The organism is Aureliella helgolandensis (assembly GCF_007752135.1).
Classification (GTDB): Bacteria; Planctomycetota; Planctomycetia; order Pirellulales; family Pirellulaceae; genus Aureliella; species Aureliella helgolandensis.
In genome coordinates this window covers 8,188,896-8,208,887 of sequence record NZ_CP036298.1, presented here as the reverse complement: position 1 = coordinate 8,208,887, position 19,992 = coordinate 8,188,896, and the positions used below count along the sequence as shown (strand labels likewise).

Genomic DNA, 19,992 nt, shown 5'->3' with positions numbered 1-19,992 from the left:
TCCATCCACTTCGTACACTCTGGGCGGGCGCCTTCCGGAAAGTGCTCCTACTCTGAGGACGGTGCTTACACTTGTCGTCCCATCCGTTCGGCGAGTCTCAGGAGAGTTTGGCTGGCATCGCCCTCACTGATTTTGGCCTGAATGATTTGCGCGCAAGAAGTGTCTTCCCAGGCTTGGGCCAGCGCTTCGGCAAACTCTCCTTCGGTCTCGACAAGGTAGCCACGACCGCCTCCGTAGATGAGGGGCAATTGATGATAGGACCAAGGGTGTATTTCATTGTATTTCCAATCACCTGCATGCAGGAATCGTTCCGTACCGTAGCCGTGATTGTCCAGGATGATCAAGATGGGAGCAAAGCCTTGGCGAATGATCGTTGATAATTCGGTCCCGGTCATCTGAAATGCTCCGTCGCCACAGAGCGTAATCACTCGCTGGTCAGGCTTGGCGACGCAGGCGCCAAGAGTGGCTGGAGTCGCAAAACCCATGGAGGTGTAGTAAGCAGGGCTGAGGAAGTCGGCTCGTTCGTGCACCAGCAACTCCGTCGAGGCAAAGAGCGCATCGCCGATGTCCGCAATCACGATGTTGTCCTTGCGCAAGCGGCGATTGATCAGTTTGACCATGCGACTGACACTCAACTCTCGCTTGGGCTCCACCACAAAATCTTCATCCAAGGTGCGTCTCAGATTGGCGGGGATTTCGCGCACCGTAGTGGTGGGTTGTTGTGCCAGCAACTCGTTGAGAAATGCGTCTAACGGAACATGGTGGTAGTAGTGGTGGGAGACTTGCAATTGTTCGCTTGTCGAATAGATGCAATTCCGTAGTTCGAGATTGGCGGTGTAGATGCCCAGGTTGATATCGGTCATGAAGGTTCCCAGCAGCAGCACGCAATCGCTCTCCTCGACGAATTGAGTGACATTCTCGCGTCCCATGGCGCCTTCGTAGAGGCCCAGGTAGAGAGGGTGAGTTTCGCGCACAACACTCTTGCCAAGAATCGTCGCTGTAATCGGGATCTGCAGCGATTCAGCTAATCGGAGCACGAGGTCCTGGAGCCCAAAGCGATGGATCTCAACGCCCGCAATGATGACTGGTTTCTGGGCGGCAGCCAATCTGGCGACGGTTTCTCGAACCGCTTCCGCTAGGCCCGCTTGGTCGACTTCAGCCTCGATGCGTTGAAACTTGCGAGAGTTCGTGGGAACGACGTGCACCATGTCTCGTGGTAGCTCGATATAGACGGGACGCTTGAAACGCTGCGCCGCGTCGAGCACGCGATCGATCTCCGAAAATGCAGTGTTGGGGTCGTTCAACTCGGCCACGTCGATGCAAAGTTTCTCGAAGACCTGGCGCTGGGTATGAAAGTCGCGAACTTTGTGATGCAGCAAAGGATTGTTTCGTCGTTCGTTCAGTCCGGGAGCTCCGCTGATTACGACGACGGGAGATTTTTCGGCAAAGGCTCCAGCGATACTGTTGCAGACGCTTAGTCCCCCCACGCAATAGGTGACGCAGAGAGCCCCCATGCCGTGCAGTCGTGCGTAGGCGTCTGCAGCGAATCCAGCGCTATCCTCGCGTGTGCAACCGACCACATTCAGCTCGCTCTGCTCGAGCATGCCATAGAAGGACAACACGTAGTCCCCCGGTATTCCGAAGACATCGGCGATTCCGTAGTCACGCAGCCGTTGAATGAGATAGTCGCCGATGGATGTCGAGGCTGTCGGATTTGCTTCTTGCATCGGATCGCTCCTGAGTTCAAAACGAAGAAGGGATGCTTGCCTCTTCAATTCTACGTCATTTCCGCCCTTTCGTCATTCTTGCGCAGGTGGGGGCCTTGTCGGTTTTCAGGGGGAACCACCTTGCCGGTCGACGCGCCCTAGTTGGAAACGAAGCTCCATCGCCGGCTTCGCTGAGCCGTCCACTGCCGCCCGCTAAGGTTGAATGCACCGTATGCGTGCTGCCTTAGAATGAAAGTGGTGTAGTGGATTGTTCTTTCTTGGCCGAAGTGGTGGTAAATCGGTGACTGAGCAAGTGCCAGGCTCTGGGACCTTGCCTACCGGCTCGTTGATTTCAGTACGTTTTCAGTTTTACCGTAAGGATTGATCCTCAAATAGCCAGCTGCAGCCACCACTTTGTCTTGCTCATGTGGCGAGTTGCGATTTCAAAAAGTTGAGACGCGATGGCCTGCGATGGGAGCTTGGTGCGCGGAGGCAGCTCGCTGGGATGCCACAGTTCTCGTTGGCACAGCTAGCTTCTCTTGATCGCAAGCGACGCACCTCTCAATGGCACTGAGTCCACCGTCGAGAGAGGCTAAGCGCTGGCGAAGGGGAAGACGTAACCTTGCAGTACTGGGCTTTAGACACTTACCACCGGCAATGCCGGATTGGCACTCTGCTTGCGGTTGGCAGTGATGGCAAACTGTTCCAATTCGGGGGCGACTAAATTGTAGAAAACGTCGCGTTGGCGCGGTTCGCAGCCGAGTTCAGAAATGGCGTCCCGGATTTGATCCAATGTTAGGAAGTGTACGGTCCCCGCTTCGGCCACTACATTCTCTTCGATCATCAGGCTGCCCATGTCATTGGCGCCGTACAACATGGCCAATTGTCCGATCTTCAGTCCCTGAGTGACCCAGCTACTTTGGATGTTAGGCACATTGTCGAGGAAGAGTCGGGCCACGGCTTGAGTATGCAAGTACTCGTAGGCACCGGTGGCAGGGATATCCGCCATGTCGGTGTGATCGGGCTGGAACGTCCAGCAGATAAATGCGGTGAAGCCTCCGGTTTCGTCCTGAAGCTGCCGGATGCGATCAAGATGTTCGATCCGCTCTTCGAGCGTTTCAACGTGGCCAAACATCATGGTTGCTGAACTGATGCCACCCAGTTCGTGCCAGACTCGCATTACATTCAGCCAGTCGTCGGTCATGACTTTGCCACGCGTGATTTCACTACGCACTCGGTCGACCAAAATCTCTGCACCACCGCCCGGGAGACTTCCCAGTCCGGCAGCTTTGAGTCTCGACAGTACTTCTTTGAGCGGTAGGTTATTGAGTTTCGTGAAGTGATGGATTTCTGGTGGGCTAAAACCGTGAACATTGACGGTTGGAAAAGAGGTCGTGATGTCCGACAGAAGTTCCTCATACCATTCCAATTTATACTTCGGATGCAATCCGCCCTGCATCAAGATTTGATTGCCTCCCAAGGCAACCGTCTCTTCGACTTTCTTCAGCAACTCTTCGCGCGATAGCACATAGCCTTCGTCGCTCTTGGGAGATCGATAGAATGCACAGAAATCGCAGACTGCAGTGCAGACATTCGTGTAGTTGATATTGCGATCAATGTTGTAGGTGCGTACGGGCTCAGGGTGCAATCGTTGGGTTACGCGGTCCGCAGCCGCGCCGATGGCGGTCAAGTCGTGGCTCTGCAGCAATTGCAGACCTTCGGCGGTAGTGAGACGCTGGCCCTGGACTGCTTTTTCAAGGATCGGTTGGATCATAGGAGTTCTAGTGAAAGTTGAGTACTGGTGGCGGGCAGGAGGCGTAGCTCAGCGGCTTGGCGTCGAAATAGGTCGAGCCCCGCGAGTTCACGTTCTCCCAAATGGAAATGTAATTGTTGCCGGAAGTAGGTCACGCAATCTGCGGTGGAGATGCCATAGGTTGCAGCGTATTGTGCGGCGAGTTGTTCGGCAGCGGCCAAGCCTTGATCGCGAGCCTCTTGCAAGGCGACGCTCAGGCCGGGTTCGATGCTCCGCTGGTTGGTGACCCACATCGCGAACACGAAGGGGAGGCCGGTCAGGTTGCACCATTGTTCTCCCAGATCCCAGTTTTCGACATATTGACCGGCGGGAACATCCATGGCGCGATCGCCGATTATTAACACGGCGTCGGCATCAATCTGATCCAAGCGGGCGTCGATGTCAAAGGGGACTAAGCTAGGCCGGACGCCATGTTGCTGTTGGAGTAAGACTTGGGCCAGGACGGCGCTGGTCCGCGAGCCCACGTCGAGCGCGAGCGTTTGGGTTTGACTTGGCGGGCGGCGAAAGAGGAGGCGGACGCTCCGTACCGGCCCTCGACAGGCAATGCATGCGTCCGACAGGATTTGCAGCCCTGCACCCCGCAAGAACTCTACCGAGGGGATGAGCGCCACGTCGAGTTCACCGTGGTTGAGACGGTCAGCCAGTCGGCTGGGTAGGTCGAAATCGAGATCGATATTGGGCAGCCGGTCCCGCAGCCCGTGAATCAAGGGCTTGGTGTTGAGGTAGGATACAGCGCCGATTCGATGTCTCATGCAAGCTCACAATAGATAGGGACGTAAAACGAACCGCAGCAGCCCCTGATTATTAACTTCGCTCGAGAATGTGGGAAGACGATGCAGAGTGGCCTCGTCACTTGGAGGCTGAATCTTGAGAAATTCAGCAAAAATTGCACTGTTATTCCCCGCGGTAGATCTGTAAAAGAACCGTTAGGGTGGCACGTGCAGTGCGCCTCGTACTATAAAAACTCATTGTTGTAGGAAGCAGACACATGGCCAAAGCCCTCTCTTTTACAGGTCAATGCGTCGCCGCGGTTTGCCTGCTTGCCGGAACACTTGGCTGCCAGCAGTTTCCCCCCATGACTGGGTATCCCCCTCCGGTCTACCCCGGTCAGCCGGCCTATCAAGGGCAACAAGGTTATGGTCAGCAGGGCTATGGACAACCTGATTATGGCGTCCAGCAATTGTCCGCGCCGAGCGTTTATGTTCCCTCCGCAGGCTCCCAACCCCCATCTCCACCGCCGGGATATTGACCTTGGGAGCGCAGCGGCTTGTCGCAGCTTTTCTGCCGGGCTGCCGAGCGCTCGCTAAACCCTAATTCTTAGAGTTGACGATGCACCAGGCTGGCTGGCATGGTGACTTTCGGTGGTGAAAAGCAGTCAGTCGGTAGAGCGACCACGCCGCTGCGTAGCATCACTCTACAGCGACAGCGAGCCATCGCATTCCCTGTCATTTCAAAAACTCTACCGCATCAATGTTGGCCAATCCGCCACGATTTTTCTCGTTCTTGAAAACGAGAAACAAGTCGGCGAGTTCGTCGGCCTTTTCCAACGCGATCGTTTTCTCGTAGAACGCTTCCCATTCTCCATTGACTTCAATTGCGATGCTACCGAGAAGCGGGCCATCGAGGGAGGACTGGTGGACTTCAAGCATTCCGCCGGCTCCTGCACTAGCCAATCGCACCTTCAGTGCACTTATCTGCGATAGATCTAGATTCTTAAAGCGAAGGTAGCCGCCGTGTTCGATGCCGCCCATGAACACCTTGCCTTGTGCCTTGTCCGAGTTCAAGGGTTGCATGCGTTGGTATTCGTCCGCCCACTCCGCTTGTTGTTGGCGACTGCGGAGCGTCACCGACTGGAAGCCGGACAGTTTGGGAACATCGCCGCGTCCTAGGTCGGTAAAGTTGGCTTCGAAACGCACCGCTTGCACCTCTTCGGCAATCGGCAGTTCGTTGGTAAAACCCTGTGCACTGGGGTTGGAATTGTCGGCTGTGGCGGAGAAGACGTACTCGACCATTTGTTGCACTTGTTCTGGCGTGTGCTGACTATGTGGAAGCATCGCGACCTTGCCCCAGACGCCCGTTGAACCCTCGATGACCCGTTTCACCGAGACTTCCATTTGATGGGGTTGATCTTGATATTTGGTGGCGATTTGCACGAAGGAAGGTCCGACGAGCGGGCGATTGTAAGCATGGCAATTTAAGCAATCGGTCTGACGGATCAGGGCTAGTCCAGGTGGATCGTTGCTAGCCTCCGCTGAGTGGTCGACGGGCACCGCTTCAACGGTCAGGCGACTGGGGGCCGACGAATCGATGAATTCCCAGTTTTCATCCTCGTCCGCTTGATCGAAATCACTGGTTCCATCCTCGAGGTCTCGCACGAGCATGCGGTAGCGTACCGCTTGCCCAGGGGTAAAGAAGGCGCCGTCGCGCGGTTCGAGAAACTCAACCTCGGGGCGTGAATTACCCACGAGAACTGGCAGGCTGGTTACGCTATTTGCACCGCTGGGATCGGTGACCTGCAACTCCAGAGTGTAGATGCCTGGCTCTTCGAACGTGGCGGTGTATTCTGCTTCGGTGCTCAGCAGGGTGCGCTCCAGGGTCGGAGGCGTAGCGGCTGGATCGGCGTCGGACGTAGCGGTGGAGCTGGCGGCAGCAGAGGCACGGATGGCTGTCCATTGATAGGTTAGAGGATCGCCATCTTTGTCCGAGGATTCGCGGCCGGAAAGTTGGACCTCGAGAGGCTCACGCCCCACATTGCCCACGGCGGTGGCGATGGCCGTCGGGCGGCGGTTACCGCGTACGTAGTCGATGCGCACCAGTTGGGCATCTGGATTGACCCCCCAGGTCTCACCGTATTCGATGACATACATGGCTCCCCGTGCATCGAATTGAATGTCGATGGGACGCGTGAATTGCATCTCAGGCAGAAAGCGTTCTAGTCGCTGGATCTTGGAATCGGCGTCGAGGTGGACCGCCATGATCCAGTTGCGAGACCATTCGAAAGCAAACAGGGTCGAGTCGTAATGGGCGGGGAATTTATGGGGAGACTCCAGGGTGTTGTCAAAGTAGTAAACAGGGCCAGCGCATGCGGTTCGTCCTCCCGAGCCAACTTCGGGAAATAGGTCGGTCGCTGCAGCCGGATAATAGATCATGGCGGGCTGGGCGGGTGGGAGGAGGTTCGCGCCGGTGTTGTTGACCGAATGGTTTTCAGGGCTGGCAGGATCTTGAGGGGGAGAGATTTTTCCTGAGGCGAAGTCGACCAGTGGGTAGGCAAAATTGTTACCGATGAAGTAGGGCCAGCCAAAATTGCCCGCGCTGCGAGCTTGATTGACTTCATCGTATCCACGCGGACCACGCTCATTGTCTTGGCCTGCGTCAGGGCCCACGTCTCCCCAGTACAGATATCCAGTACGTTGATCGAGGTTGATCCGCCACGGATTCCGGCAGCCCATCACATAGATTTCGGGATAACCGATCTGTCCATCCTTGGGGAACAGGTTGCCGTCTGGGATCGAGTAGCTTCCATCCGCTTCGGGACGGATCCGCAAGATTTTGCCGTTGTAGCTCTTCGTATTGCCAGCGGAGCGCTGCGCGTCCCAGGGTTCGCGGTCCGGTCGTTGATCGAGTGGAGCAAATCCTGCCGAGTCATTGAACGGATTCGTGTTGTCGCCGGTGCCAATGTACAGATTGCCATCGGGGCCAAATTCGAGGGAACCGGCGTGGTGGCAACACTCGCGACGTTGTTCCTGGTAGCGAAACAAGCGTTTCTCACTTGCCAAGTCGAGTTGTCCGTCACGGAAATTAAAACGACTGATGTGCTGTCCCGGGAAGTCGGGTGGAGAGTATTGCAAATAGATCCAACCGTTTTCAGCGAAGTTGGGGTCAAGGGCCAGGCCGATGAGACCGTTTTCCTGCTCGGTGGTGACGGTTAATTTTCCGACGACTTCGGCCACCCCAATGTTGGGGTCGATGCGCTTCAGGTTACCGCCCAGTTCGATCAGGAAGAGGTGACCGTCAGGCGCGATATCGAATTCCATGGGCTGGACCAGGTCCGCCGAAACGATGGTCTTCTCAAAGCGAGTCGGGTCGACTTCCGCGCACCAAGCCGTGGATCCCACGGAAGAAAGGACGAGAAGGGTCGCGAGGTGGAGGCTGGGAAAAGAATGCTTGGACATGAGAGCTCAAGGGGAGGTTGCGGGGGTGGATGAGTAGTGATGGCTTGACGATTGCGCAAGGCAAGGGGGCCGTCGGCTGCTGCCGCTGGACTTGCCCCAAGTGCATTTTCTCGGGGGCAGGTTTCCTCAGGGTAAGCCGCGAGCAGCCCTCCGCCTCTCGGGGGATATCGCCTGCGTTACAGCGAAATCCAGCTGGCACCCTTGCAGCCAGGGGCTGCCGAGAACAACCAAGCTGGCGGTTGCATCTCCATCGTAATCACTTCCGAGTTGGAAGTTGAGTGAGTTACTGGAGGGGCAGGGGGGCTAAGTTTTTTCCAAACGGTGCGAGCCGTCAATCCGGCTAGGATGCAGGAGACGCAGAATCCCACGATAGCTAGGCCGATCAGCAGTCTTGGTACTCGATGCGCACCGTTCAGCTCGGGGCGGGTTCCCAGATAGACCAGTGCTAGTGCCAACGCCGGCACACCGAGGACAGTCAGGGCTTGAGCGATCGTAATTAGATGAACGGTGCTTCCCTCGCTCGCAAACGCAGCCGTGGCCACACCCATGCCAATCAGCAGCGCGAGCGTGGTGAGATGGACGGGCCAGCGGTCTTGCAGTTTGGCGCCGGCCCCGAGACTGTCGCTCAGCACGGTTCCGCCGATCATGGCGTTGACCAGGAAGGAGCTCAGGGCGCCGGCCAGAATTCCGCCGCAGAAGATGACTTTGGCAGAAGGGCCAAACAGGGGCTCCAATTGCCGAGCGACATCTGCCACCGACGCGAGCTCTACCGGTTCCGGGCGTCCGTAGAAGACTCTCCAGGAGGTGAGCAGGATGACCATGGTTACCAAGCTCAGCATGGAAATGCTGACGATCGAGTCGGTCAGGCCGCGTGGAATGTCTTTCACGGTCCATCCCTTTTCCTTCACCAGGTAGGCTTGGTAAAAGGCGCCCGCGACGGAGAAGGTGGTACCAATCATTCCCAGCAGTGGTAGCCAGTCGATGGCACTGGTGTTGGGCACCGGCTCGAAACCGCGGGGGCTAGCGAAGACGACGGCAAAATTGATCAAAAATGCAATGGCCATCAATCCCATCAAGAGCTTCATTAGTCTCTCGACGGAGGCATACAAGTTCCTCAGAAGGTAGAGGCTGGCAATGATCAGGCCATTGAACGCAGCCAGCACGATTAGTTTTGTGGTGACACTGAGGGGGACATCTCCCAGGATGGGCTCCAGACCGCCAATCAGGGCGATGTTGTTGGAGGACTGGAAGAGGGCGACTAGCGTGAACAGGGTGAGGCCAATGAGGATGGCGACCGGGCGTCCCAATCGCTTGGCGAGTTCATCGCAGAGGCTGTTTGGGTAGAGGACTCCGAGGCGAGCGGAGAGGGCGACCATGGCAATCATCAGAATGGCGGCCACGAGTAGGGCTGCGATTCCGCCAAGTCCAATGGTGGCGCCCACTTTGGAGCTCGTCAAGATCGAGCCAGGGCCCAGTACGACGGCGGCCACAATGATGGCTGGACCGATCGCTTGAAGCAGCTTTGGCATGGAACCAATCAACTTTCGATCTAAGGGGGCAGTTGGGGGAGGGAGGGGAGGCTACTTTAGCTGGTGCAGGGTATACTTTACTCGGTACGGATACGTAGGGTGAACCGGGTACCTATCAGCTTTTAGATCGGATTTTCCACGATCGGAATGAATTCTCCCTTGTCAATGTCACATTCTACCTCGCAACCGTCCCGTCAAACCGCCGTTCTGGAGCCTGAGCAGTGGGTCGATGCCTACGGAGACTATCTGTTTCGCTATGCCGTCTCTCGCCTGCGCAACGCGGGGGATGCTGAAGAGGTCGTGCAAGAGACCCTGTTGGCGGGAATCGCGAATCATCAGCAATTTGTCGGCAACGGTACCCAAATTGGCTGGTTGCTGGGCATTTTGAAACGAAAGATCATTGACCACTTGCGCGATCGTTCGAAGCGTCAGTTTCAGACTGCCAACGACGATTTCGATCCTACCGCACTATTGTTTGACGAAAATGGGCAATGGAAAGCTGGCTCTCTGCCGACCATAGCTCCGGACAAAGAGTTTGAGTTGAAAGAGTTGTGGGGACTGGTGCAAGATTGTTTGAAAAGTCTGCCAGCCAAGCACGCCGATGTTTTTGTCTTGAGCGTCATGGAGGGGATGGAAGTTCCAGAAATCTGTAAGGAACTTGAAATAACTTCGTCTAACTTATGGGTCCGCTTGCATCGCGCTAGGCTTGGGCTAGCGAAGTGTGTCGGTTCGAAGGGGTTTTTCGATGACGAAGGGGGGGCCGGGCAATGAATGATCTAGTGTTAACCGAAATGATCTCGAAATCTCTTTCGGGTCGGCTGGAAGCTTCCGAGCGTACGCTGCTCGATTCGCAACTTGCCAAGAGTACGGCGACAGCCCGCTCGTTTGCCAATTTGTCGGCTATCATTCATCGTTCGGTGGCGCTAGTCGCGAGTGACGAGGAAGCGATGCAGGAGCACACGGAACGGTTGAGCGAAATTGCAAAGGAGCGACTGCGAAAATCGGTGCAGTCGGCGGTGGGACGGTCATCGATTCGTGCAGCGGCAGACGAGGGCTCAGCCGAGCGGCGAGAGGGGGCATTGGAATCGCAGGTGGCTGAATCGAGAACGGTCTACTTCCAGCAGCCCGAAGCGGAGCGGCCCGCGGATTCGCGGCAAGCGGTAAGTCGCTTTACGCTGTTGCGAAAAATAGGCGAAGGAGGCTTGGGGACTGTTTGGCTGGCCCGGGATGAGAAGCTGCGGCGCAACGTGGCTCTGAAAGAGATGAATGCTGCCGCTGCCGAATCCCCCACTCAGTGGAAGCGATTCCAGCGGGAAGCGGAAATCACCGGGCACTTGGAGCATCCCAACGTTGTTCCGCTATACATGAGTGGCGTCAATCCAGAGACTGGCTTGCCTTTCTACGCCATGCGATTTCTCGGCAAGCAAACGCTGCTCGATGCAATTCACGAGTACCATGCCAAGCGGCGGTCGGTCAGCGACGATCCTATCCACCTGCATCGTCTGTTGAATATTTTCCTGGACGTGTGCCAAGCCATCGCCTACGCTCACTCGCGAGGTGTCGTCCATCGCGACCTCAAGCCAGAGAATGTGGCACTCGACAATTTCGGACAAGTCCTGGTGCTCGACTGGGGGCTGGCAAAATTGGACACCGACGGTGAATTGGCCAGCCGCTTTGCACTGTCGGGCACCGCCGCGGAGAGTGGTCTGGCTCAAACCATTGCTGGCGATATTGTTGGTACGCCACTCTACATGGCCCCCGAACAGGCAGCCGGTGAAATGGACAGCCTGGATGAACGAACCGACGTCTACGGTCTCGGAGCCATCCTGTTCGCCATCCTGACCGGCTACGCTCCGCATGAGCAGAGCAATCGCTCGCAAGGTGGAAACTTGAGAGTCTCTGAGTTCTTGCAATCCATTGTGCAGTCCGAATCGCCGCGACCGCGCGATGTCAATGCGCATGTGGCTCGAGACTTGGAGTCGATTTGCATGAAGGCGATGGCCAAGCAACGCTATGCCCGCCACGCATCGGCCATGGACCTTGCTGCGGATGTCGAAGCGTGGATCGCCGGAAAGCATGAGCGTCAAGCTCGCTACGACGCCATGCGGATGAACGGCCGAGATCTCAAATCGCGATTGTGCGTGCAGGTCAGGCAACTGGCGGCGTCTACGCAGTTCATGGTCGAACTGCCTCCAGTCCAAGGGTTGATCGAACGCTTGGACCACCAGGACGAAGAGTACGGAACGTGGCGCGACCGGATGACCAAAATCCTACTTGGCTTGGCAAGAGCAAAGGGGAATGTGTCGGCGCTCAGCTTCGCTCAGTTCAAAGACGGTCGCATTCACGAGATCGTGCGTGTCGAACGTAGCTTGCATGATGTTTCCAATGTGCGCTCGGTTCCCCACAGTCGTCTGCGTCGTGGAGCTGCCAATACGTTTCACAAAACGGTGATGGCTCAATTCCCCGGCGAGTACTGCATCGATATGGATTTCGCGACGGCTGGCCAAAGCCGGATTGTGGTCGGAGTACCCGTCTTTGATACCGAGACCGAAGAACCGTTTGGAATGGTGATTAGCGAAGCGGAGATTGGGATACTGGTGCGGCCCGAATTGGATCTGATCGGGACTAAGGATCATTTGTATTTGCTGGACGACAATGGCCAAATACTGTTTTCCACCAAGCGATTGCCTGGTGCCAGCCATGGACAAGTCTCCAATGGACGGGATGTGATCGATCGCTGGAGCGAGATGATAGCGGTTCTCGATGATGAGGATTACGTTGAAGCGGATCGCGAGTTTTACGCAACACAGTTGAGTTTCCCCCAGCGTCGCAATGCGTTGCGCATTGTGTTGCAAGTAGCCGAGTAGGCGAGAGATGGATGAACCATGCCTGCCAACCTGACCGCACAGTACCATCGCGCGGAAGCCGCCTACCGGCAGGCCGAGAGTTCGCAAGAGGAGCTGGATTGTCTGCAGTGGATGTTGCGCGAACTCCCGAAGCATAAGGGGACGGATCGGCTTCAGGCAGACTTGAAAACCAAGATTGCCAGAGCGAAACTGGATGTGCAGCGGGAGGCCACCGCTCCAGCGGCAGGTAAGCCTCCGAAAATTCCCAAGCAAGGGGCCGGCCGCGTCTTGTTAGTTGGTGCGCCCAATAGTGGCAAGAGTCAGTTGCTGGCAGCACTCACGCGGGCCACGCCCGAAATTGCTAACTATCCGTTCACCACGCTATCGCCCTTGCCGGGCATGATGTTGTTTGAGGATTGTCCGTTTCAGTTGATCGATTTGCCTCCGATCACTGCGGACTTTATGGAAGCTTCGGTGGTGGGGTTGGTCCGCGGAGCCGATCTCGTATTCCTTGTCATCGATTTGGCGAGCGATCATCTGATCGAAGATTCCCAAGCTATCTGGGAGCGATTTTCTGGCGGCAAAACCCGCTTGGGGCGAGAGACGTACCTGGACGAAAATGACATAGGTGTGAGCTACACGCAGACGCTCGTGCTGCTGAACAAGATCGAGGTTCCGGACGCTGCAGAGCGATTGGATCTACTCAACGAATTCTGGGACATCCCCTTCGATTGCTTGGAGGTCAGCGGTATGCAAGGGATTGGACTGGAGCAGGTTCGACGGGCGACTTTTGAGCGGTTGGAGGTAGTGCGTGTGTACACCAAGCATCCGTTGCAGAAGCAACCCGATTTGACGAAGCCCTTTGCGATTCGCAAGGGAGGCACGCTGCTCGATGTTGCCGCAAATGTGCACCATGAGATGGCCCGGAATTTGAAATTTGCTCGTGTCTGGGGTTCTGCCGTGCACGGCGGCACTACCGTCAAACCTGACTATCAACCCCAGGACGGGGATGTTGTCGAGTTGCATGCCTAAGTTCGCGAGCGAGCTGGTTCAGCATCGAATTTTCAGGGGAAGAATTTTCAGGGTTAATTTCCCAGGGACAAGGCACTAGCCTCTCTTGCTTGCAGTCCTGCGGTGAGCGGGATGGTACCTCAGGCCTCGTTCGTTATCTAGAATCCCAATTGAGATCCAGCACTCGTTGCTGTGTAAAACTTGCATCCGAAGTTTGTTAGAGGATCAGCAGTGCCTTATGAATAATGCCGATATCGCCCATGCCTTTGAAGAGTTGGCAGATCTTTTAGAATTGCGAGGAGAGAATGCATTTCGTATTCGCGCCTATCGTGGCGGTGCCAAAGCCATTTTGGAATTGACAGAACCGGTGGCGGACATCTTGGCGGATCCCAGTCGTGAACTGACCTCGTTTGCTGGAATTGGTGCTACGTTGGCAGAGAAGTGCGCTGTGATGGTAGCGCAGAATTGCTTGCCGCAGCTTGACGAGCTGCGCGCAAAAACTCCTCCAGTGCTGCTCAAGATGACACGCATCCCAGGATTGGGCGCCAAGAAGGCGGCGCTCTTAGTCCAAGAATTGGGGATCGAATCGTTGGAGGAGTTGCGACAAGCCTGCCAAGAGGGGCGTGTCCAAAAGTTGAAAGGATTTGCGGCTAAAACCGAGCAGCAAATTTTGGCCGGACTAGAGATTGCCGAAGCAGCCTCGCAACGGCTGCGAATTGACCAGGGGGAGAGCCTTGTATTTCGACTGCGATCGCATTTGCAGGCTTGTACGTCGATCGAGCAACTTGAATTTGCGGGCAGCTTCCGACGCGGTCGCGAAACGGTGGGTGATATCGATGTTCTAGTGGTCAGTCAAAATGCGAACGAAGTCATGGATCGGTTGGAATCATTTCCAGGTCGCGTCAGTACGACGCTCCGTGGCGATACCAAAATGTCGATCCGCGTTGACGATCAATTCCAAGTAGATCTGCGAGTCGTCCCGGCTGAGAGCTTCGGGGCTGCACTTCAATATTTCACCGGCTCCAAAGAGCACAATGTAGCCATCCGGGGACGCGCTCGAAAGTTGGGTTTGACGGTCAATGAGTATGGCGTGGCGCGACTAGATGCACCTGAAGAGTATATTGCTGGTCGGACTGAAGAGGAGTTGTATGCGGCGCTCGGCTTGCAATGGATCGCTCCAGAATTGCGTGAAGGGCGGCATGAGATTGAATGGGCAGAGCAGGGGGCCGCACCGCATCGTTTGGTTGAACTCGGTGATATCGTCTCGGATCTGCACATGCACACCACCGCTACCGACGGTGGCAACACGCTCGAGGAAATGGTTGCCGCCGCTCGCAGCCGTGGCTTGTTGTACATCGCGATTACCGATCATTCAAAGCGTGTGAGCATGGCTCGAGGCCTGGATGAAACTCGGTTGTTGGCGCAGTGGCAGCAGATCGATGCATTCAATGCACGGCAGAGTGACGGGTTCCGCGTTCTGAAGGGAATCGAATGCGATATCCTGGAGTCGGGCCCCATGGACTTGCCCAACGAAGTGCTGGCGGAGGCCGATTGGGTCATTGCCAGTGTGCACTATGGCCAAAAGCAGTCGCGCGTACAGATTACCGATCGTATTTTGGGAGCGCTTCGCAATCCGCACGTCGATATCATTGCGCATCCCACGGGACGATTGCTAGGGGCGCGACCTGCCTATGATGTAGACTTGCAGGCGGTGTTTGAAGCTGCGGCCGAGCAGGGCAAAGCTCTTGAACTGAATGCCAGTCCCCGGCGTCTCGACTTGTCGGAAGAGAATTTGCTAGCTGCGGTCAAGCATGGAATTCCCATTGCGATCAATACAGATGCGCATTCGATCGAAGGGCTGGATGTGATGCGTTATGGAGTCCAGCAAGGCCGTCGGGCTGGCCTGGAGCCGCAGCAGGTGATCAACACATGGAGTTTGGAAACTCTCTTGCAGTGGCTAGAGCACGAATAATTCATAAGTGTCGGGATTGATCCGCGATGGTCGGTCCGTCTGACTTTTCAACGAAGCGTCAGCAAAGCCTAGTGCATTGTCCAAGCTTAATTTTCGGGTTGCCCGGAAATTCGGGTTGCCCGGAAAAAGGTGTCCGACACCAAAATCCGGAACGGCCCTTCGGGTGCTTTGCACTTTTGGTGTCGGACACCTTTTTCCGAACGCTCGCTAAACCCTAATTCTTAGTCTTGACAATGCACTAGGCCCCATTATGCGAACGCTTCCTTGACCGCTTCGCCGCCGAAGACCGTGGGGACTTCGTCACGCCCATGATGGTTATAGGTTAAACGATTTGCGTCGATACCCAAAGCGTGCAGGATGGTGGCATGGAAATCATGCGGAGACACAGGACGTTCGACTGCGACATAGCCGAGCGGGTCGGTCGCGCCGATGATTTTTCCACCTTGGGTACCACCGCCGGCAAGCCAAGTCGTGTAGCCGGCGGGGGAGTGATCGCGTCCCTTCCCGCGGCCTTCCATGGTAGGCGTGCGGCCAAACTCGCCAGCCCAAACAACCAGCGTGGATTTGAGCAGGTCTCGCTGCCGAAGGTCGGTCAGAAGGCTGGCGATAGGGCCATCGGTGCGGGCCGCCATCTTCTCGTGATTGGCTTTGATGTTGCCGTGGGCATCCCAGCCACCGACCCGAATCTGGACAAAGCGGACACCTCGCTCAACCATGCGTCGTGCGAGCAGGCAGGCCCGTCCCACCGATTTGCTGCGCGGGTTCTCCAGTTGATAGAGATCATGCGTGTGTTGCGTCTCGCCTGACGTGTCAAATAAGTCAGGTGCAGATGTTTGCATGAGATGCGCCGTTTCGTAGGAGTCCAGACGAGCCTTGAGTTCGCTCATTTCGCCAGCTTGCTCTAAGTGACGCTCATTGAACCAATGGATCAGATCCAATTGGCGTCGCCGCCCTGCTTCGGTAGTTTGAGGTGGCATTGCGACGTGTCGGATTCCTTGAGAGGGATCGACGACCGTGCCCTGGAAGCCTGATGGTAGGAAACCGGAGCCCCATCCCGCACCTTGCGGATACTGCATCCCGTCGGAGTGTAGATTCATCGAGATAAAGGCTGGAAGATTTTCATTTGCCGTGCCTCGTCCGTACAACGCCCAACTTCCGATGCTGGGACGGTCCCCTGCAGAGGTTCCTGTTAGTGCGACACACTCACCAGGTCCATGGACTGGATTGTTATGCTGCATGGAGCGAATCACGCACAGGTCGTCAACATGTTTAGCGACCTGTGGAAACAAGTCTGAAACAGGGATCCCGCTAGCGCCATACTTCTGAAATCTCCAAGGAGAACGCATTAGGTTTTTGACACCAGCACGCTTAATTTTGGGGATCGCTGCAGCAATGCTATCGGGAACGTTCTTTCCCTCGAGGCGATCTAATTCCGGTTTCGGGTCAAACGTATCCACTTGGCTGGGGCCGCCTGACATGAACAGCAAGATCACATTGGTGGCTGTCGGCGGATGATGCAGGGCGGTGGGGGCCAGTTCCGCTGCGCTCAGCATACTGGGGAGAGCCGTTGCGGTGACGCCGATACCTGCGCCGTACAGGAACTGCCTGCGATCGATCGCGTAGAGGGTATTCATGGATTTACTCAATTCACGTACAGAAATTCGCTCAGATTCAGGACGGCTAGGCAGAGGGATTCCAAGGAATTCTCCTTTAAGAAATCATCGAGTTTTTCCAACTCCTCTGCGGTTGCGTCGCGTCCCAAAGCGAGACGTAAGGCTGTTGCAGCATAACGGTTTTGCTCCGCTGTTCGCCGCACGCGGTCCGCAAAAGCTCGACTCATGGTTTGCATGAATTCACTGTTCATCAAATACAGTGGTTGCAGGCTAACGGTCGAGGTCCGTCTGCGTGAGCAAGTGGAAAGCGCGGGAGGGCTATCGAAGAGTGTCAGGGATTCCGCAAGATGGTCCCGTTGCTGCTCCAGATAAACGCTGCGCCGAAACGTCTCGCTCTGAGGACTCTCCGGGGTGCTTGGTCCTCCACTGAATGCTTCCAGTTTTCCAGCGACCGCCAGGATCGAATCTCGAATGGCTTCCGACTCCAACCGGCGTGGGGTCCACCGCCAAATCGTTTTGCAGTCGGGATCGAGGTCGAAATTCGACCTCGATACAGAGGCTGACTGCCGATAGGTTGCTGATTGCAAGATCAGTTGGTGAATGTGCCGAGTGCTCCAGTTGCTTTCGATCAATTCATTGGCGAGCCAGTCGAGCAATTCTGGGTGAGTGGGGGGCGTGCCTTGAGTACCGAAGTCGCCGGATGTTTCGACAATTCCGCGACCGAAGTGCCATTGCCAGATGCGATTGACCCACACGCGAGCCGTTAGCGGATTGCCAGGGGACGCCAGCCACTGGGCTAAGTCGGTGCGGGAGTCGACCGATTCAGGAGTCGGGCCAAAAGCGATCGGCCAGCCGGGGCGGACCTCTGGACCCGCTGATTTTACATCACCGCGAATTCGCACAAATGTTTTAAGGTTACCGAGGGCTTCACGATCGTTGGGCAATGGCCAACGCATTTCATGGGGAGTCGTAATGGTCTCACTGTCCGCCTCGGTCCAGCCCCAAACCTGAGGAGCAGCGGAGATCGCAGCCTCAAGTTCTTGGTAGACTTGGCGTTCGTCGGAGTTCATGTTGGCCACGACCGTTGTGGGGATGACCAGGATCGGCTCCGGGACACCGGCGAGGCGTTTTTGCTCGACCAATCGCGCGTGAACCGCATCGAGGAGTTGTTGGCGAATGTCGGTCCACAACTTGGCATCGAGCGCATTCTGGGTTAGCAGCAAATTACCCGGCTGGCCACGAGTGAAGAAGGCTTGGAAACGGTAGTAATCTCGGATGGTGAGCGGGTCAAATTTATGCGTGTGACATTGGGCACACTCTAGGGTCAACCCTAGGAACGTCTGAGCTGTCGTATTCACCACGTCGACCAGGATGTCGTTTCGTTGAATCTCTTTGTCGAGTTCATTCCCGCTGTAACGAGCTGCCGCTAAGAATCCAGTTGCTGGAAGGGCTTGGGATGCGGCTGGTAATTGATCACCCGCAAGCTGTTCGCGGATGAAAAGATCGTACGGTTTGTCGGTCCGAAAACTGTCGATGACGTAATCGCGGTAACGCCAAGCGTGGGGACGGAAGCGATTGTGCTGGTGTCCATTGCTCTCCGCCCATCTCGCCAGGTCCAGCCAGTATCGCCCCCAACGCTCCGCATAAGACTGGGATGACAGTAGTTTCTCAATCCATTGGTCGAGTTGCTCGTGGCTGTTCGCTCGCTCCAGTTCCGGAAAGGCCGATGGAGGCAAGCCCGTCAGGTCCATTGCGATTCGCCGCTGCAGCGTCGGCCAGTCGGCCCGTGTACCCGCTACGATTCCTTGGTTCTCCTGCTCGCGGAGAATAAAGCAATCCACGGGAGACCGGACTGTCGCACCTGGGGCGGTGGTGGGGATCTCGGGCACGGTGAGCGGTTGAAACGCCCAGTGCGTGGACTTTATTGTAGGGGCCGGCAGGAGTTGGTGATCCCAGGTCACGCCCTCATCGATCCACCGCCGCAATAGGGCGATTTGCTGGCTACTGATCGGAGGTGTGATGCCGTCCGGTGGTGGCATTTGGAGCGCTGGATCCGAAGATTCGATCAGGGTAATCAGGTGGCTGGATGAGGCACTGCGTGGCGACACCTGATTGAGGAGTTCATCGTAAGAGTCCAGACGTACTCCCGATTCTGAGTCCTCGCCGCTGTGGCAGTCAAAACAATGCTGACGCAGAATCGGATAAACCTGTGTGCCAAAATCAACCGTCAGGGCCGCTGCGGGCATCCTGGGTGGCGCCGGTTGGGCATCCAAGTTGACCCGCGGCGGCAAACCAAAGGCTTCCCACCAGTTGGATGCGAGTGAGACTTCCGAAACCAGAATTCGATCATTCGGCTCGGTTTTCCCACCGCTTGAGAAACCGATCCAATTGATGGCTTGAATTGCGTTCTTGCCCGACAAGCGAATCGCTGGTTTAGCCTCTTCAGTGATCTTGGGATCGATCCAAACCCTCAGTTGGTCGTATGGATGCCCCGTCCCTGCCTCTGTTTGGGAGCGGGAGAGGCAAGCCAGGACGCGGTAGACCCGATTGCCTTCCAGTTCGATTTCGCTGAAGGATTCCGACGCAGAGGAGAACCTCGCCATGAAAGCGTTTTTGTTTTTATTGACGTGAATGCCAATATTGGGGATACCGCCGTTGTGTCCTGCGCCGTCGCCACCATCTTGCTCGTCGATCCATAGAACAAAGAATTCACCATTTCCATCTAGCGGTGTATCGATACTGGCTGCGTCGTAGCGGAGTTGGAACTGCACAAAAAACTGATCGCCTACAAACGTTTGGTCCAGCTTGCGTCTCAGTGGATTGTTGCGTGTTCCGGTCCCACGAATCTCAAACCACTGGGAAACGCCACCGGCCTGTGACAGAGTCCAGGGGCTCGTCGAATCCTTCGATTCTTCTGCCGCCACAAAATTTGCGAAAAGGCAGACGCAAAACGTAGGGAGGTAGAATAGGGGGAGGGCGAAAGGACGCATGGAGCGGCATTAATTACGGCATGTGCTGGATCGAGACCGGTATTATCATAACCGATATCAATTGGCAAATTTTGGATTGAGGCAGTGTGGAATCCCCAAAATTCCAGTGTGAGCCAGCGGTCGTTTGAGTCGGCTCTCGCCTGCGGACGCTCAGCTGCAGGATACTATTCCTGGAGGTAGCGGCCCAGCGTTACCGCGTCGCGGCCGATTGAAACAGGGATTCGACACGGTGGAATGGCTGGTGAATGTGCTGCATCCCCCACGGCCGGCAAATAAATTTCTTGCGTTGCACCACCAGTTCGCGCCAACAATATATATAGGAAACGCTAGATTGTGTGGT

At 56.1% G+C, this 19,992-nt stretch carries 12 protein-coding genes; 5 read left to right on the top strand and 7 right to left on the bottom strand.

Annotated elements, in window-relative coordinates:
- Positions 1–65: 65 nt before the first annotated feature.
- From Q31a_RS28930 to Q31a_RS28920, 3 genes are all read right to left on the bottom strand, one after another.
- Entirely contained in the window at positions 66–1,727 is a 1,662-nt protein-coding gene (locus Q31a_RS28930; RefSeq protein ID WP_145086161.1) for an alpha-keto acid decarboxylase family protein, read from the bottom strand.
- A 616-nt stretch (positions 1,728–2,343) separates the two neighbouring features.
- A complete protein-coding gene (gene mqnC / locus Q31a_RS28925; RefSeq protein ID WP_145086158.1) occupies positions 2,344–3,480 on the bottom strand; it encodes a cyclic dehypoxanthinyl futalosine synthase in 1,137 nt (378 codons plus the stop codon).
- Positions 3,477–4,271 (bottom strand): menaquinone biosynthetic enzyme MqnA/MqnD family protein, encoded by a 795-nt coding sequence (locus Q31a_RS28920; protein WP_145086153.1) that lies wholly within the window; start codon positions 4,269–4,271, stop codon positions 3,477–3,479. Before Q31a_RS28920 ends, mqnC begins: the two co-directional genes overlap by 4 nt.
- A 236-nt stretch (positions 4,272–4,507) precedes the next feature.
- On the opposite strand from Q31a_RS28920, the gene Q31a_RS28915 reads away from it, so the two are divergent.
- The gene (locus Q31a_RS28915; protein WP_145086149.1) at positions 4,508–4,768 is read left to right on the top strand and encodes a hypothetical protein; all 261 of its coding nucleotides are present in this window, start codon (positions 4,508–4,510) and stop codon (positions 4,766–4,768) included.
- A 196-nt stretch (positions 4,769–4,964) separates the two neighbouring features.
- Here the strand turns inward: Q31a_RS28915 and Q31a_RS28910 are convergent, their stop codons facing one another.
- Positions 4,965–7,691 carry a PQQ-dependent sugar dehydrogenase gene (locus Q31a_RS28910; RefSeq protein ID WP_145086146.1) on the bottom strand — a complete coding sequence of 909 codons (2,727 nt, stop codon included), beginning with the start codon at positions 7,689–7,691 and terminating at the stop codon, positions 4,965–4,967.
- A gap of 176 nt (positions 7,692–7,867) precedes the next feature.
- Positions 7,868–9,220, bottom strand: a complete 1,353-nt coding sequence (locus Q31a_RS28905; RefSeq protein WP_145086143.1) for an NRAMP family divalent metal transporter — start codon at positions 9,218–9,220, stop codon at positions 7,868–7,870.
- A gap of 165 nt (positions 9,221–9,385) precedes the next feature.
- Here Q31a_RS28905 and Q31a_RS28900 point away from each other — a divergent pair, with 165 nt between their 5' ends.
- The 4 genes from Q31a_RS28900 to polX all read left to right on the top strand — a co-directional run bounded on the left by Q31a_RS28900 (position 9,386) and on the right by polX (position 15,049).
- The gene (locus Q31a_RS28900; RefSeq protein WP_197355888.1) at positions 9,386–9,991 is read left to right on the top strand and encodes a sigma-70 family RNA polymerase sigma factor; all 606 of its coding nucleotides are present in this window, start codon (positions 9,386–9,388) and stop codon (positions 9,989–9,991) included.
- Entirely contained in the window at positions 9,988–12,087 is a 2,100-nt protein-coding gene (locus Q31a_RS28895; protein ID WP_145086136.1) for a serine/threonine-protein kinase, read from the top strand. The genes Q31a_RS28900 and Q31a_RS28895 overlap by 4 nt, the downstream gene beginning before the upstream one ends.
- Positions 12,088–12,105: 18 nt before the next feature.
- Positions 12,106–13,098 carry a GTPase gene (locus tag Q31a_RS28890; RefSeq protein WP_145086133.1) on the top strand — a complete coding sequence of 331 codons (993 nt, stop codon included), beginning with the start codon at positions 12,106–12,108 and terminating at the stop codon, positions 13,096–13,098.
- 217 nt (positions 13,099–13,315) lie between these two features.
- A complete protein-coding gene (gene polX, locus Q31a_RS28885) occupies positions 13,316–15,049 on the top strand; it encodes a DNA polymerase/3'-5' exonuclease PolX (RefSeq protein ID WP_145086130.1) in 1,734 nt (577 codons plus the stop codon).
- Positions 15,050–15,297: 248 nt separating this feature from the next.
- Here the strand turns inward: polX and Q31a_RS28880 are convergent, their stop codons facing one another.
- Both Q31a_RS28880 and Q31a_RS28875 read right to left on the bottom strand, forming a co-directional pair.
- The gene (locus Q31a_RS28880; RefSeq protein WP_145086127.1) at positions 15,298–16,683 is read right to left on the bottom strand and encodes a DUF1501 domain-containing protein; all 1,386 of its coding nucleotides are present in this window, start codon (positions 16,681–16,683) and stop codon (positions 15,298–15,300) included.
- 8 nt (positions 16,684–16,691) lie between these two features.
- The gene (locus Q31a_RS28875) at positions 16,692–19,652 is read right to left on the bottom strand and encodes a PSD1 and planctomycete cytochrome C domain-containing protein (protein WP_145086124.1); all 2,961 of its coding nucleotides are present in this window, start codon (positions 19,650–19,652) and stop codon (positions 16,692–16,694) included.
- Positions 19,653–19,992 lie beyond the last annotated feature (340 nt).

Excerpts from the sequence above, each read along its gene's own strand:
- Q31a_RS28930 (WP_145086161.1), bottom strand. The coding sequence starts at position 1,727 with ATGCAAGAAGCAAATCCGACAGCCTCGACATCCATCGGCGACTATCTC.
- mqnC (WP_145086158.1), bottom strand. The coding sequence starts at position 3,480 with ATGATCCAACCGATCCTTGAAAAAGCAGTCCAGGGCCAGCGTCTCACT.
- Q31a_RS28920 (WP_145086153.1), bottom strand. The coding sequence starts at position 4,271 with ATGAGACATCGAATCGGCGCTGTATCCTACCTCAACACCAAGCCCTTG.
- Q31a_RS28915 (WP_145086149.1), top strand. The coding sequence starts at position 4,508 with ATGGCCAAAGCCCTCTCTTTTACAGGTCAATGCGTCGCCGCGGTTTGC.
- Q31a_RS28910 (WP_145086146.1), bottom strand. The coding sequence starts at position 7,691 with ATGTCCAAGCATTCTTTTCCCAGCCTCCACCTCGCGACCCTTCTCGTC.
- Q31a_RS28905 (WP_145086143.1), bottom strand. The coding sequence starts at position 9,220 with ATGCCAAAGCTGCTTCAAGCGATCGGTCCAGCCATCATTGTGGCCGCC.
- Q31a_RS28900 (WP_197355888.1), top strand. The coding sequence starts at position 9,386 with ATGTCACATTCTACCTCGCAACCGTCCCGTCAAACCGCCGTTCTGGAG.
- Q31a_RS28895 (WP_145086136.1), top strand. The coding sequence starts at position 9,988 with ATGAATGATCTAGTGTTAACCGAAATGATCTCGAAATCTCTTTCGGGT.
- Q31a_RS28890 (WP_145086133.1), top strand. The coding sequence starts at position 12,106 with ATGCCTGCCAACCTGACCGCACAGTACCATCGCGCGGAAGCCGCCTAC.
- polX (WP_145086130.1), top strand. The coding sequence starts at position 13,316 with ATGAATAATGCCGATATCGCCCATGCCTTTGAAGAGTTGGCAGATCTT.
- Q31a_RS28880 (WP_145086127.1), bottom strand. The coding sequence starts at position 16,683 with ATGAATACCCTCTACGCGATCGATCGCAGGCAGTTCCTGTACGGCGCA.
- Q31a_RS28875 (WP_145086124.1), bottom strand. The coding sequence starts at position 19,652 with ATGCGTCCTTTCGCCCTCCCCCTATTCTACCTCCCTACGTTTTGCGTC.